The organism is Sphingomonas sp. Leaf10, assembly GCF_001421245.1.
GTDB lineage: Bacteria > Pseudomonadota > Alphaproteobacteria > Sphingomonadales > Sphingomonadaceae > Sphingomonas.
The window spans coordinates 60,103-72,862 of the sequence record NZ_LMKE01000001.1 but is presented as its reverse complement, the minus strand read 5'-3'; the positions used below and the strand labels follow the sequence as shown (position 1 = coordinate 72,862).

Sequence of the window (12,760 nt, the reverse complement as noted above, 5' to 3'; positions counted from 1 at the left end):
CTCCAAGGGTATCTGTTTTAGTAACGCAGCGCCTTGAGCGTCCGGAAACTCGTGGTGATATCCGGAAGATACGGCGCGGGCGCCTCATCGTTTTCGACGTAGAAGTGGCGGACGCCGGCGCTGCCGCGGCGACGGAACAGCGCGGCGAAATCGGTCTTGCCGGCACCGACCGCAGTCATGCTGCCATCGGCGCGCGCGTCCTTGACGTGATAGGCGTAGAGGCGCGGCCCCAGCCGGTCGATCCACGCGCCGACGTCCTCGCCGGCATGGCCGACCCAGTAGAGATCGAGCTCGACCTTCACCAGGCCAGGATCGGTCGCCTTCAGCAACCGCTCGTACAGGCTGACGCCACCCGGCTTCACCGTGAATTCGAAATCATGGTTATGATAGGCGAAGCCCAGCCCCGCCTTGCGCAGATCAGTAGCGAAGCGGTTGATATTCGGCAGCGCCTCAGTCCAGCCGGCTTCGGTGCGATATTTGTCGACCATGTACGGCAAAACTATCGTATCCGCGCCCAGCGTCTTGGCCATTTCGACCTGCTTGTCGAACGCGCCGAGCAACGCCTCGTACGGCACATGGATCGACGGCGCGCGAAGGCCCAGCCGATCGGTGGTCCGCCGCAGCATCTTATGGTCCATGGCATCATAGCCGCCACCGCCATATTCGACTTCCTTGTAGCCGATGCGGGCGATGTCGCCGAGCGTCTTGACCGGGTCTTTCTGGAACAGGTGGCGCACGGTGTAGAGCTGGATGCCGACGGCCTTGATCTGCGCCGCCTGCGCGATGCCAGTGACGCCGAGCGCGGCGATGCCGCCTGCACCGGCCAGGACGTGCCTGCGATTGACGATCATGCGCTATACACCTTGTTGACCTGCGAATAGGGAAAGGCGCCGTTATATTCGCCCGGCACCGGCAGATATTCGCGTTCCTGCGTCATGCCGATTTCCGACGTGTAATAGCCGGCGATGACCAGCTGACGAAACGCTTCGAAGAACGTCTTGCCGCCCGGAATCTGGTCGTTCATCGCCAGCGTCAGCAATGCGTCCTGCTGTGCCGGCGTCGCCTTGGCACCCGCAACCTTGTAATCGGTCATGCTGCGCTTCTCGATCGCATCGAGCCCGGCGACGATCGGCACCCGCTCGGCAGGGTAGGACCAGTCGGCCAGCAGCTTTTCGATATAAGCCGGCACACCCGCGGCGATCGCGCCGGGCGTGTCGGTGGTCGGGATCACCCGTTCGCTCAGCGCCGTCATCAGCGCGCGTTGCGGCGCAGTGAACACGGCGGCGCTCGGCGGGCCATCGCTGATCGTCGGTACGCCGACCGGACCTTCGGCACCCACAGCGCGCGCGAGCGGCGCATATAAGGCCGTACCGAACATCGCCGCGACACCGGCAAGCGCCGTCCTGCGATCGATCATTTGCTGTTCTCCTTCAGATCCTGCGCGATCGCGCTTTCGGGCAACGGCCGTACCCAGATGTTGCGGAACGACACCGGCGAATCATGATCCTGCAACTGGATCGGCGCGGCATCGCCATGCGCCTCATATTTCGCGATCTGCCGCCAGATCGTCGTGCCCAGCATCGCCTGATGATTCTGCACCACCACCCCGTTCAGGAACGCGGTGACATAGGCCGGACGCACCAGCGACCCGTCGGCGGCGAAGCGCGGCCGTTCGAACACGATGTCGTAGGTCTGCCATTCGCCGGGTTTGCGCGATGCATTCACCAGCGGCGGCTTGAAGCCATAGACCGCACCGACCGTGCCATCGGCATAGGTCGGGTTCTGATAGCCATCGAGAATCTGCACCTCGTAGCGCTGCATGAACCAGATGCCGCTATTGCCGCGATCCTGCGACGTCTTGGTCGGCGGATTGGGGCTGCGGAATTCGAGGTGCAACTGCACGTCGCCGAAACTCTGCTTCGACACCAGATCGCCGCCGCCCTTTCCGTCCGGTCCGCGCGTCGGCACGGTCAGCACGTCGTCCTCGACCGACCATGGCGTACCCTTCGGCGTCCACGCATCGGCCGACCGGCCGTCGAACAGCACGATCGCATCGGACGGCGCACCACCGGGCTGTGCCGTCGGCGTCACCACGCTCGGCGTCGGCCGGTCGGCATCGTGCACCCGCCACTGGCCGCCGGGCAGCACCGGCGTATCCTTGAACCCCGGCTTGTCCTGCGCACCGGCGGAACCCGCCAGCGCTGTCAGCACGGAACCGAGCGCCGCTATCTCACGGAGCCTCATCATCCCCTCCCCTTCACGCCTGATCGATCCGGCGATAGGCCGCGACCAGCGCGTCCTCCCCGGCTCGACCCTTGATCGAATTGCCATGTTCCATGCCGATCACACCGGCATAGCGCTTGCCCCGCAGCCATTTGACGATGTTGGCATAATTGATTTCGCCGGTTCCCGGCTCGTTGCGGCCCGGATTATCGCCGAACTGGATATAGCCGATCTCGTCCCAACAGGTATCGAGCGTCGGGATCAGATTTCCCGACTGGATCTGCTCATGGTACAGATCGGCAAGGATCTTTACCCCCGGGCTGTTCGCGCCACGTGCGACGGTATAGCCCTGCGCCACCGTCTGCATATAGACGCCGGGATGATTGGTTCGCGTGTTCAGCGGTTCCATCACCATCGCTATGTTGTGCGGAGCAACGATATCACCCGCGCGCCGCATGACGTCGATCACCCGTGCGGTCTGGATGTCCAATGGCACCTTCGGGTCCATGAACCCGGTAACCACCGTCATCCGCGTCGCCGACAGCCGCTTGGCGACATCGATCGAGGCGCGGATGTCGTCCAGGAAGCCCTCGCGCTCCGCCCCGTCATTCGCACCCAGCAACGGTCGCGACTGCGACCATTTCGGCATGCTGGCGACGAACACGCCCATCGTCATGCCGCGCTGTTGCAGCGCCTTCGCCATCGCCGTCTGTTCGGCGATGCTGCGACCGGCCGCCTCATTATCTTCCCACGCGGTGAAGCCCTGATCGGCGGCATAGGCGATCTGTTCGATCCGGCCACCGCAGCTGGCGAAGCTGCCCTCGTGCGGCGCGAACTTCAGCGAGAAGCGCGCGGCATTGCTGCCGCCCCCCTCGCGACGTTGCGACGCGCCTACTCCGGCGGCCAGTGTCGTGGCGGCGGCCCCCGCCATTACCGTGCGCCGCGACACCCCGCTCATTTCGCCGACGTCAGGTAAGCGATGATCGCCGCGCGCTTGGCCGGATCGGGCGTGGCGATCGGCATGCGCGTTCCCGGCACCTTCTTGGCCGGTGCCGCCAGATATTCGTCGAGCGTCTTCGCATCCCAGCGCAGCTTCGACGCCTTCATCGCCGGGGAATAGTTGAAGCCCGGCACCGATGCCGCCGGCCGTCCGACGACGCCGAACAGATTGGGGCCGATGCCGTTGCGGCCGCCCTTGTTGACCGTGTGGCACGCCTTGCACGCATTGAATGCGGGCGGTGCCGCGGTCTGGGCGGTGGTCGGCGTCGCGGTCGCCAGCAACGCGGTCGCACCGGCCGCGACCACGATTGCCATACCCGTCAGCAGTTTCATCTTTACTCTCCCGCTTCCACTGGGGTCCATTTCCGGTCGGATGCCGCGTTCGCGATCACCGCCTCGATAAAGTTCATCGTCCGCAGACCATCGGTCAGCCCGGGAACGAAGCGGTCCTCCGACCCGCAAATCGCTGCAGCAAATCCCTGATACAGATTGGCGAATGCCTCGATATAGCCCTCGGGATGGCCCGACGGCGTACGCAGCAGCGCCTGCGTCGAAGCTGCCAGTCCCGGTCCGCCCGCGCGCACCACTTCCGCCGGCCGGTCGAGCCAGCGCAGCGTCAGCGTGTTCGGTTCCATCTGCGCCCATTCGAGCGTGCCATGTTCGCCCGACACGCGCAGTTTCAACCCGTTCTCCTCGCCCGCCGCAACCTGTGTCGCCTTGAGCGTACCGCGCGCGCCACCATCGAAGCGCAGCAGCGCGCTGACATCGTCGTCGAGCCGCCGCCCGGCGACATGCGCGGTCAGATCGGCCGACACCTCGCTCACCCGTACACCCGAGACATGCTCGGCAAGGTGAAAGGCATGGGTGCCGATATCGCCCAGACAGCCGCCCAAGCCAGCCTTGGTCGGATCGGTGCGCCACTCCGCCTGCTTGTTTCCTTCGCCATCGATGGGGAGGCTTAGCCAACCTTGCAGATACTCAACCTGAACGAGCCGGATCTTGCCTAGATCGCCGCGCGCGACACGCGTCCGCGCCTCTTCGACCAGCGGATAGCCGCTATAGGTGAACGCCAGTGCGAACTTCGCGCCGCTCTTGCGCGCCGCCATCGCGATCGCGCGGGCTTCGTCGCTGCTCATCGCCATCGGCTTTTCGCAGAAGACGTGGATGCCCGCGTCCAGCGCCGCGATTGCCATCGGCGCGTGCAGGTGATTGGGCGTGACGATCGCCAGCGCGTCGATCCGCTCGCCCGCCGGCAAGGCCGTTTCGGCGGCGATCAGCGCGTTCAGGTCGCCATAGACGCGCTGCGTATCTAGCCCGAGCGCGGCCCCGCTGCGCTCGTTGCGGGCAGCATCGCTGCTGAACGCGCCGGCCACCAGCTGCCAGTCACCATCCAGCGCCGCCGCCTTGCGGTGGATCGCGCCGATGAACGCGCCCTCGCCACCGCCGGCCATGCCCAGCTTCAACGCCTTCCCGCTCATTCCGCCGACAATCCCATCAGCTGGCGGATCGCCGCGCGGTCGACGCCGCTTTTCGCGAAATCGTCAAAAGCATGGTCGGTCAGCTTGATCATATGTGCCTCGATGAACGGAGCGCCTTCGCGCGCTCCATCATCCGAATTCTTGAGCGCACACTCCCATTCGAGCACCGCCCAGCCGTCATAGCCATATTGCGCCATGCGGCTGAACACGCCCGAGAAATCGACCTGTCCGTCGCCCAGCGAGCGGAACCGGCCCGGGCGATCGACCCAGTCCTGATAGCCGCCATAGACGCCCGAGCGCCCGGTCGGATTATATTCGGCATCCTTGACGTGGAAGCACGAGATGCGGTCGTGATAGCGATCGATGAAGTCGAGATAGTCGAGCTGTTGCAGCACGTAATGCGACGGATCGAATAGCAGCCGCGCGGCATTATGCCCCTTTACCGCTTCGAGGAAGCGTTCCCACGTCGCGCCGTCGTGCAGGTCTTCGCCGGCATGGACCTCGAACGCGCAGTGCACGCCGTTTTCTTCGAACACGTCGAGGATCGGGGTCCAGCGCCGCGCCAGTTCGGCGAACGCCTCCTCGACCAACCCGGCCGGCCGCTGCGGCCATGGATAGACATAGGGCCATGCCAGCGCGCCGGAAAAGGTCGCATGCGCCTTCAGCCCCAGATGGGCGCTGGCCTTCGCCGCCATCTTGACCTGCTCGACCGCCCAGACCTGCCGCTCGGCCGGCTTGCCATGCACTTCCGGCGGCGCGAAGCCGTCGAACAGCGTGTCATAGGCAGGATGCACCGCGACCAGCTGCCCCTGCAAATGAGTCGACAGCTCGGTTACTTCGATACCGTGCACCGCGAGCTTGCCGCGCAGGTCGTCGCAATAATCCTTGCTCTCCGACGCGGTCTTCAGGTCGATCAGGCGTGTGTCGCACGGGATCTGCACGCCGACATAGCCGAGGCCCGCGGCCCATTCGGCCATATTCTCCAGCGTGTCGAACGGCGCCTTGTCGCCCATGAACTGTGCCAGGAAAATGCCCGGCCCCTTCATTCCCGTCATGCCAGCGTCTCCTTGCGACGATCGTCGCGGAAGGTGAATTGAAACAGCAGCGCGATCGCGGCGGCGGCGACCGCCGGATAGACCCACATGCCCTGCCAGTCGGCGATCGTCGGCGCGCTCGGCAACTGTGCATAGATCAGCGCGCCGATCTGCGAGCCGAGCAACATGCCGACGCCATAGGTGAACAGTGTCAACATGCCCTGTGCCTGCGCATTGACGCCCTTCGGCGTGGCGATGGTGCCGACATAGATGGCCCCGGCGACGAAGAAGAAGTCGTAGCACACGCCGTGCAGCGCGACGCCCAGATAGATCGCCCACAGCCCCGATCCGCCGTCACCGATCGCGAACAGCGCATAGCGCAACGCCCAGGCGGCCATGCCGACCAGCAGCAGGGGTTTTACGCCGAAGCGGCGGTAAAGCCACGGCATCGAGAACATGAAGACAAGTTCGGACATCTGGCCGATCGCCAGCGTCCCGCTGACATTCTCGATCCCCGCCGCGCCGACATAGGGCGAGGCATAGGCATAATACATCGCCAGCGGCACCGAGATCAGCGTCGCGCAGACGATGAAGATCAGGAACGACTTCTGCCGCATCAAGCCGAACGCCTCGACGCAGAACACCTGCGCGAGCACGCTGCCGCCCTGCGGCTTGTCGGCCTCGACCGCCGGCAGGGTGAAGCTGTAGATGCCGAGCGCGACCGAGACGACCGCCGCGACCCAGAAGATCTTCGGGCTGGCCGACAGTCCCGCCCAGCCGATGATGAGGCCGGCGGCGATCCATCCGATTGTGCCAAAGGCGCGAACGAACGGGAAATTGTCGGTCCGCTCACCGAAGCTCTTCAGCGCGATCGTGTTCGCAAGACCCACGGTCGGCATATACAGGATCATGTAGCCGAGTAGCAGCCACACGAACGTGCCGCCGTTTTCGGGCGTCAGCAGCGTCGGCAGCAGGTACAGCAGCACGCCGCCGACCAGATGCAGGATCACCATCAGCATGCGCGGCGCGACATAGCGCACCGCGACCATGCCGAGCAGCAACGAGCCGACGATCGACGCGATCGGCCCCATCGAAAACGCGTTGCCGATCAGGTTGCCGATCCCGACCGTCTGCATCACCAGGCCGAGCGTGACCTGCCACGCCCCCCAGATGAAGAACTGCATGAACATCAACGCGCTTAGCCGCGCGGTCAGACTTCCGCCGACCGAATTTTCGGTCACGGGCCCGACACCCTCCGCTATGGCCATCAGCCACCCCTCCGCAGTATTGTCTGCTAATTCGTTTGCAAGGCTAGGTAGGTCCGCGCGCGGTGTAAAGACGTGATGTCATCGACTTCCGCAAACTGGCCATTTACAGGTTGTTACATCCGGCGCGTGGATGCCGGAGGGTTTTGGCAGGCATTTCCATATGACGCGCAGTTTTCAGCCAATCCGTGAATGGCACGGCGTCGATCGCGATCGGTTCGAGGCGGATATCGTGCCGCTACGCCAGCCGGCGGTCCTGCGCGGGATCGCCGCATCGTGGCCGGCGGTGCAAGCCGCGCGACAGTCGGACGAGGCGCTGCGCGACTATATCGAAGCGACCGACCTCGGCAAACCGGTCCCCGCCTTTCTGGGACCGCCGCAGATCAACGGGCGATTCTGGTACAGCAACGACCTGCGCGGGCTGAACTATCAGCAACGCATTGCGCCGATCGCCGAATTGCTGCGCGTGTTGATGAGCGTCCGTGACGAGGAACAGCCGCCCGCTTTCTATGCCGGCGCGGTGCCGATTGCCGAGAATTGTCCCGATTTCGGACGCGACAATGTGCTCGGCATTGCCGGACCGGGGGCGGTCGCGCGTCTGTGGATCGGCAACCGCGTTACCGTGTCGACCCATTTCGACATGTCGGAGAATGTCGCGGTAGTCGTCGGCGGGCGGCGGCGCTTCACGCTGTTCCCGCCCGAACAGGTCCGCAACCTCTATGTCGGGCCATTCGACTTCACCTTTGCCGGGCCGCCGGTCAGCATGGTCGACCTGCGCAACCCCGATCTCGACCGCTATCCCCGCTATGCCGAGGCGCTGGAAACCGCGCTCGAGGCCGAACTGGAACCCGGCGACGCGATCTACATCCCCTATATGTGGTGGCACCAGGTCGAGGGACTGTCGCCGGTCAACGTGCTCACCAACTATTGGTGGGATCTTTCGCCGCGCCATTGGCAAGGTTCCCCGTTCCGCACGCTGATGCATGCGGTGATGAGCATCCGCGACCTGCCCGAGCGCGAGCGCGACGTATGGCGGACGTGGTTCGACCATTATGTCTTCGGCGCCGGCCATGACGCCGTCACCCACCTGCCCCGCGCCGGTCGCGGGGCACTGGGCGAGATGACGCCCGACATGGCGCAGCGGGTGAAACATTATCTGATCGACGACTTGCGTCGGTAAATGCCGGCACGCCCGGACTGCAACGCGCGTCATCCCAGCGCGGGCTAGGATCTTCCGGTGATCGCGCGGGACAAGAGCCGCACGAGGCCCCAGCCTTCGCTGGGGCGACGTTTCCGCTTGGCTGAATCAGACGCTAGGACGGACTGCGACAAAACCGGTCGATGAACGCCATATGGCCGGGCATCGCCCGCACCCCTGCATCCATCGCCCCGGCGATATGGGTCATGCGCCGGTCGAGCTCCTCTTCCGTCAGAATGTCGGCGATCGGGTGATGCCGCTTCGGGTGGATATTCTGCCCGTGCAGCACCGCCAGCCAGCTCGTCTCGCTGAACAATTCATTGTCGTGGCGATAGAGCCGCGCATTCTCCCGGAAGATCGCGATGCGTTCCTCCAGCGACGCCGGGATCGCCATGTCGCGACAGCGGCGCCAGAACGGGCTGTCGTCGCGCGCCGTCGTCTTGTAATGCAGGATCAGAAAGTCGCGGACCTGTTCATATTCCTGCCGCGTCCGCCGGTTGTAATAATCGATATCGGGCTGGTTGAACGAACGGTCGGGGAAGTTGGTCAGCAGCCGGGCGATGCCGGTCTGGATCAGGTGTATCGAGGTCGATTCGAGCGGTTCGAGAAACCCCGCCGCGAGTCCCAGCGCCACGACATTCCGGTCCCACGCCTTGCGCCGCACCCCTGCCGTAAAGCGCAGGAAGTTCGGTCCGGCCAGCGGCGCACCGTCCAGCCCTTCATCGAGCATGGCGAGCGCGGTGTCGTCATCGACATAGTCCGAACAATAGACATGGCCGTTGCCGGTGCGCGACTGGAGCGGAATGCGCCAGCGCCACCCGACACTGGTCGCGGTCGCGCGCGTATAGGGCGTCGGATCGCCGACGCGGGCGCAGGGCCGCGCCACCGCCCGGTCGCAGGGCAACCATTCGCGCCAGTCGTCATAGCCCGCCTTCAACGCGCCTTCGATCAACAGCCCGCGAAACCCCGAGCAGTCGATGAACAGGTCGCCCGCGACGTTGCTGCCATCGTCGAGCACGACATGGTCGACATGGCCGTTGCCACCGTTCAGCGCGACGTCGACGATCCGCCCCTCGGTCCGGACCACGCCCGCCGCCTCGGCACGCTCGCGCAGATATTTGGCATAGAGCGCAGCATCGAACTGGAACGCATAGCTGATACCGGCCAGCGGCGATCCGCGCCGCGACGGATCGGGCCGCATGAACTTGCCCGCCCGCGCCGCGCCGACGCCGATGCTGTAGCGATCGAGCGGCAGCGCGCGCCCTGCCTGGGCATGGCGGTACCAGAAATGGTGGAAATGGATGCCTTCCATCTCCTGTCCATAGGTGCCGAAGGGGTGGATATAGCGCTCGCCGACCTGCCCCCAATCGACGAATTCGATGCCCAGCTTGAACGTCGCGCAGGTCCGGCGGACGAAGTCGTCCTCATCGATGCCGAGCAGCCGGTTGAAATACTGGATATGCGGGATCGTCGCTTCGCCGACGCCAACCGTGCCGATCGCTTCGGATTCGACGACGCGGATCGTCATGCCGCTGCCGGCCAGCATGTGCGACAGCGCCGCCGCCGCCATCCATCCCGCCGTGCCGCCGCCGACGATGACGATGCTGCGGATGTTCGCCTCGCTCATGCCGCCATCGCCTGTGCCGGGCAATAGCGGGCGAGGAAGTCGCCATGGGTCGGCATCCGCGCGACCGCCGCCGCCATCGCATCACGCATCGACGCCAAGCTGCGCGTAACATCTGCCTCGGGGAGCGTCGCGACGATCGGATCGGACGAATTCGGCACGATCCCCTGCCCCAGCATCACCGCGACCCAGCTCGGCCGGGTGAACAGTTCGTCATTGTAGCGGAACACCCGCCCCGTCTCGCGGAACAGGTCGATCTTGTGGAGCAGCGTATCGGGCAGGGTCATGGTCCGGCAATGGTTCCAGAACGGCGTGTCGTCGCGCGTGGTCGCGGCGTAATGCAGGATGATGAAGTCGCGCACCTGTTCGAATTCGGTGCGCATATGGCGGTTATATTCGGTGCGCAGGATGTCCGGAATGTCGCCGCGCGGGAATAGCGAGATGAACCGGCTGATCCCCTCCTGAATCAGATAGATCGACGTCGATTCGAGCGGTTCGAGAAACCCCGCCGCCAACCCGATCGCGATGCAGTTGCCCGACCAGAAGGTTTCACGGCACCCCGCCCTGAACCGGATGCGGCGCGGATCGGCGAGCGCGGGCGCGTCGAGATTGGCGAGCAACGTCGCGCTCGCCGCTTCCTCGGTCGTGAACGCGCTCGAAAAGATATGGCCGTTGCCGACCCGCCGCTGGGTCGGGATGCGCCATTGCCAGCCGGCATCGCGCGCGGTCGCGCGGGTATAGGGGGTCGGCGGCCCGGCATGTTCGCTCGGCACCGCCAGCGCGGTGTCGCACGGCAGCCAGTGACTCCAGTCGACGAAACCGCTGCCCAGCGTCTCCCCCGCCAGCAACGCACGGAACCCGGTGCAATCGAAGAAGAAATCGCCTTCGACCACCCGTCCATCGCTCAGCGTCAGTCCGGTAATCGCGCCGTCCGCACCCTGCCCGACCGCGCCGACGATCCCCTCCACGCGCACCACACCGCGCTTCTCGGCATAGCGGCGCAGGAAGCGGGCGTAGAGTGTCGCGTCGAAATGATAGGCATAGCGGATGTGCGACAACACCGCTCGCGGATTGGGATCGGGCAGCGCAAACCTGCCAGCCCGTGCCGCCACTGCACACAGGCTGTACTCCTCGATCGGTTGCGGCGCGCCATGCTCGCGGGCGCGCAGCCAATATTGGTGGAAATCGATCCCCTGCATGTCGACGCCATGCTGGCCGAACGGGTGGACATAGCGGTCGCCCTTCGCGCCCCAATCGACGAACTCGATACCCAGTTTGAACGTCGCCTGCGTCGCGGCCATGAACTCGGCCTCGTTCACGCCCAGCATCTGGTTGAAGGCGAGGATGTCGGGGATCGTCGCCTCGCCCACCCCGACCGTGCCGATCGCATCCGATTCGACCAGCCTGATCGCAACATCCTTGGGATCCAGCAGGCTCGACAGCGCGGCGGCGGTCATCCACCCCGCCGACCCGCCGCCGACGATCACGATCCGGCGCAACAGCGGCGCGCTCATATCATTCCCCGCTTCAGATATTGTTCGAGCTGCGCCCGATACACACGCGCCGGCGGCAGCTTCGTCACCGCCGCTTCGATATCGCCTGCCATCTTCGACAGGAACTGCCGCACCCGCGCCGGATCGGCGCGATCGGCCAGCCGATCATGGCGCGTCGGCTGCAACCCCATACCCAGATGCAGGATCGTCCAGTCCTCCGGATGGAAGGGTTCGAGGTCATAGGCGACCAGCACCCCGCGATCGGCGAACATGGTCAGCTTGCGCGCCAGCTTCTCCGGCACCGCCTGTGCCTTCGCCGCCTGCCAATAGGAACCGTCCGGCAGTTCGTCCGCCGTAAAGAACGCGCGCTGGAACAGCTCGGCATGGTCGTGATCGTCGGCGAAGCGCCGGTCATATTCGCGCGCCTCTACGCCCATGTCCGACCCCGTCGGGATCAGCGCCAGCAACCGTTCGATATCGCGTTCCAGCAGCATCATCGGTGTCGGCGTCAGTGGTTCGACCACCGCCGCCGCCTGTCCGATCCCGACGCAATTGCCGACCCAGCCTCGCGACCGTCGGCCGAGCACGACCCCGGCGCCTCCCGACGCAGACACCCGCATCCGGCGGACGCGCCCTTTTAGCGGCGTCTCGCTTTGCCACCCCTCGGGCGACACGCGCACCGTTCGCAGCGGCGCTTCGTCGGCACTTGCGCGCTCCTCGACCTCGATGGCGATCCGGCGATCGCCCTCCCAATCGGGTACGAGCGCCGACAGCAGCATCGCCGCCGGGCCGCTGCAATCGACATACCAGTCGGCCCCTACCGCCCGGCCATCATCCAGCCCTACGCTGACGATCGCGCCATCCACGACCTCGACGCCGACGACCGACCCGGCAAGCCGCTCGACCCGGCCCGCCGGAACCGCCGCCGCGAACAGGGCGGCATAGTCGGCCGGATCGAACTGATAGCCATATTCCGCGCGCGCCAACGGATGCTGCCCATCGCCCTCACGCGGCGGATGGACGAAAACACCCCGCCGCGCCGCCTGTACCCCCGCGACATAGGGCGTGATGCCGTCCGCGCCGACCAGCGTCAGATACTGGTGCATCTGCACGCCATCGACCACCGGAAACGGCAGCGCGAACCCCTGCATCCAGCCGCGCCCGCCCCAATCGGCATAGCGCGTCCCCCACGAGAAGCTCGTATCGCTGTCGAGGATCAGCCGTCGCTCATCGACCCCGGCGGACAGGTTGAAGGCATAGGCCGATGGCGCGGTAACGCTGCCATAGAACAGGTCGCTGGCACGCTGGTTGCCGGCATTGACACGCACGATCGCGACGTGCGCCGGCAATTGCGCCGCCAGCGCCGCGACCGTCATCTCGGCGGCCAGCCCGCTGCCGCACACCAATATGCGTCCGACCCGTCCGGCCGATTCCAAACCCTGCATC

At 65.4% G+C, this 12,760-nt stretch carries 12 protein-coding genes; 1 reads left to right on the top strand and 11 read right to left on the bottom strand.

Features of this window, described 5'->3' with window-relative positions; translation table 11 throughout:
- Positions 1-17 precede the first annotated feature (17 nt).
- The 8 genes from ASE59_RS00330 to ASE59_RS00295 are packed head-to-tail and all read right to left on the bottom strand — an operon-like array spanning position 18 to position 6,975.
- Positions 18-851, bottom strand: coding sequence for a sugar phosphate isomerase/epimerase family protein (locus ASE59_RS00330; protein WP_056450693.1), 834 nt, complete (start codon positions 849-851; stop codon positions 18-20).
- Positions 848-1,417 carry a gluconate 2-dehydrogenase subunit 3 family protein gene (locus ASE59_RS00325; RefSeq protein ID WP_056450690.1) on the bottom strand — a complete coding sequence of 190 codons (570 nt, stop codon included), beginning with the start codon at positions 1,415-1,417 and terminating at the stop codon, positions 848-850. Before ASE59_RS00325 ends, ASE59_RS00330 begins: the two co-directional genes overlap by 4 nt.
- Complete coding sequence (locus ASE59_RS00320) at positions 1,414-2,247, bottom strand: DUF1080 domain-containing protein (protein WP_156359807.1); 834 nt, start codon at positions 2,245-2,247, stop codon at positions 1,414-1,416. Before ASE59_RS00320 ends, ASE59_RS00325 begins: the two co-directional genes overlap by 4 nt.
- A 10-nt stretch (positions 2,248-2,257) precedes the next feature.
- The gene (locus tag ASE59_RS00315) at positions 2,258-3,181 is read right to left on the bottom strand and encodes a hydroxypyruvate isomerase family protein (protein ID WP_056450687.1); all 924 of its coding nucleotides are present in this window, start codon (positions 3,179-3,181) and stop codon (positions 2,258-2,260) included.
- A complete protein-coding gene (locus tag ASE59_RS00310) occupies positions 3,178-3,555 on the bottom strand; it encodes a c-type cytochrome (RefSeq protein ID WP_235515587.1) in 378 nt (125 codons plus the stop codon). The genes ASE59_RS00315 and ASE59_RS00310 overlap by 4 nt, the downstream gene beginning before the upstream one ends.
- Positions 3,556-3,557: 2 nt before the next feature.
- Positions 3,558-4,700, bottom strand: a complete 1,143-nt coding sequence (locus tag ASE59_RS00305; protein WP_056450684.1) for a Gfo/Idh/MocA family protein — start codon at positions 4,698-4,700, stop codon at positions 3,558-3,560.
- Entirely contained in the window at positions 4,697-5,755 is a 1,059-nt protein-coding gene (locus tag ASE59_RS00300) for a sugar phosphate isomerase/epimerase family protein (RefSeq protein ID WP_056450681.1), read from the bottom strand. The genes ASE59_RS00305 and ASE59_RS00300 overlap by 4 nt, the downstream gene beginning before the upstream one ends.
- Positions 5,752-6,975: an MFS transporter gene (locus tag ASE59_RS00295; protein ID WP_235515586.1), complete on the bottom strand. Its 1,224-nt coding sequence runs from the start codon at positions 6,973-6,975 to the stop codon at positions 5,752-5,754. The genes ASE59_RS00300 and ASE59_RS00295 overlap by 4 nt, the downstream gene beginning before the upstream one ends.
- Before the next feature lie 187 nt (positions 6,976-7,162).
- Between ASE59_RS00295 and ASE59_RS00290 the strand changes: the two genes are divergently transcribed.
- Complete coding sequence (locus ASE59_RS00290) at positions 7,163-8,179, top strand: cupin-like domain-containing protein (RefSeq protein ID WP_056450675.1); 1,017 nt, start codon at positions 7,163-7,165, stop codon at positions 8,177-8,179.
- Positions 8,180-8,312: 133 nt separating this feature from the next.
- On the opposite strand, the gene ASE59_RS00285 is transcribed toward ASE59_RS00290, so the two are convergent.
- The 3 genes from ASE59_RS00285 to ASE59_RS00275 are packed head-to-tail and all read right to left on the bottom strand — an operon-like array spanning position 8,313 to position 12,759.
- Positions 8,313-9,824, bottom strand: a complete 1,512-nt coding sequence (locus ASE59_RS00285; RefSeq protein WP_056450672.1) for a tryptophan halogenase family protein — start codon at positions 9,822-9,824, stop codon at positions 8,313-8,315.
- Positions 9,821-11,335 carry a tryptophan halogenase family protein gene (locus tag ASE59_RS00280; protein WP_056450669.1) on the bottom strand — a complete coding sequence of 505 codons (1,515 nt, stop codon included), beginning with the start codon at positions 11,333-11,335 and terminating at the stop codon, positions 9,821-9,823. The genes ASE59_RS00285 and ASE59_RS00280 overlap by 4 nt, the downstream gene beginning before the upstream one ends.
- On the bottom strand, positions 11,332-12,759 hold the full coding sequence (locus tag ASE59_RS00275; RefSeq protein ID WP_056450666.1) for a tryptophan 7-halogenase: 1,428 nt from the start codon (positions 12,757-12,759) through the stop codon (positions 11,332-11,334). Before ASE59_RS00275 ends, ASE59_RS00280 begins: the two co-directional genes overlap by 4 nt.
- Between the last annotated feature and the right edge of the window lies 1 nt (position 12,760).

Coding starts and splice junctions, on each gene's coding strand:
- ASE59_RS00280 (WP_056450669.1), bottom strand. CDS start 11,335: ATGAGCGCGCCGCTGTTGCGCCGGATCGTGATCGTCGGCGGCGGGTCG.
- ASE59_RS00300 (WP_056450681.1), bottom strand. CDS start 5,755: ATGACGGGAATGAAGGGGCCGGGCATTTTCCTGGCACAGTTCATGGGC.
- ASE59_RS00315 (WP_056450687.1), bottom strand. CDS start 3,181: ATGAGCGGGGTGTCGCGGCGCACGGTAATGGCGGGGGCCGCCGCCACG.
- ASE59_RS00310 (WP_235515587.1), bottom strand. CDS start 3,555: ATGAAACTGCTGACGGGTATGGCAATCGTGGTCGCGGCCGGTGCGACC.
- ASE59_RS00320 (WP_156359807.1), bottom strand. CDS start 2,247: ATGATGAGGCTCCGTGAGATAGCGGCGCTCGGTTCCGTGCTGACAGCG.
- ASE59_RS00330 (WP_056450693.1), bottom strand. CDS start 851: ATGATCGTCAATCGCAGGCACGTCCTGGCCGGTGCAGGCGGCATCGCC.
- ASE59_RS00285 (WP_056450672.1), bottom strand. CDS start 9,824: ATGAGCGAGGCGAACATCCGCAGCATCGTCATCGTCGGCGGCGGCACG.
- ASE59_RS00325 (WP_056450690.1), bottom strand. CDS start 1,417: ATGATCGATCGCAGGACGGCGCTTGCCGGTGTCGCGGCGATGTTCGGT.
- ASE59_RS00290 (WP_056450675.1), top strand. CDS start 7,163: ATGACGCGCAGTTTTCAGCCAATCCGTGAATGGCACGGCGTCGATCGC.
- ASE59_RS00275 (WP_056450666.1), bottom strand. CDS start 12,759: ATGCAGGGTTTGGAATCGGCCGGACGGGTCGGACGCATATTGGTGTGC.
- ASE59_RS00305 (WP_056450684.1), bottom strand. CDS start 4,700: ATGAGCGGGAAGGCGTTGAAGCTGGGCATGGCCGGCGGTGGCGAGGGC.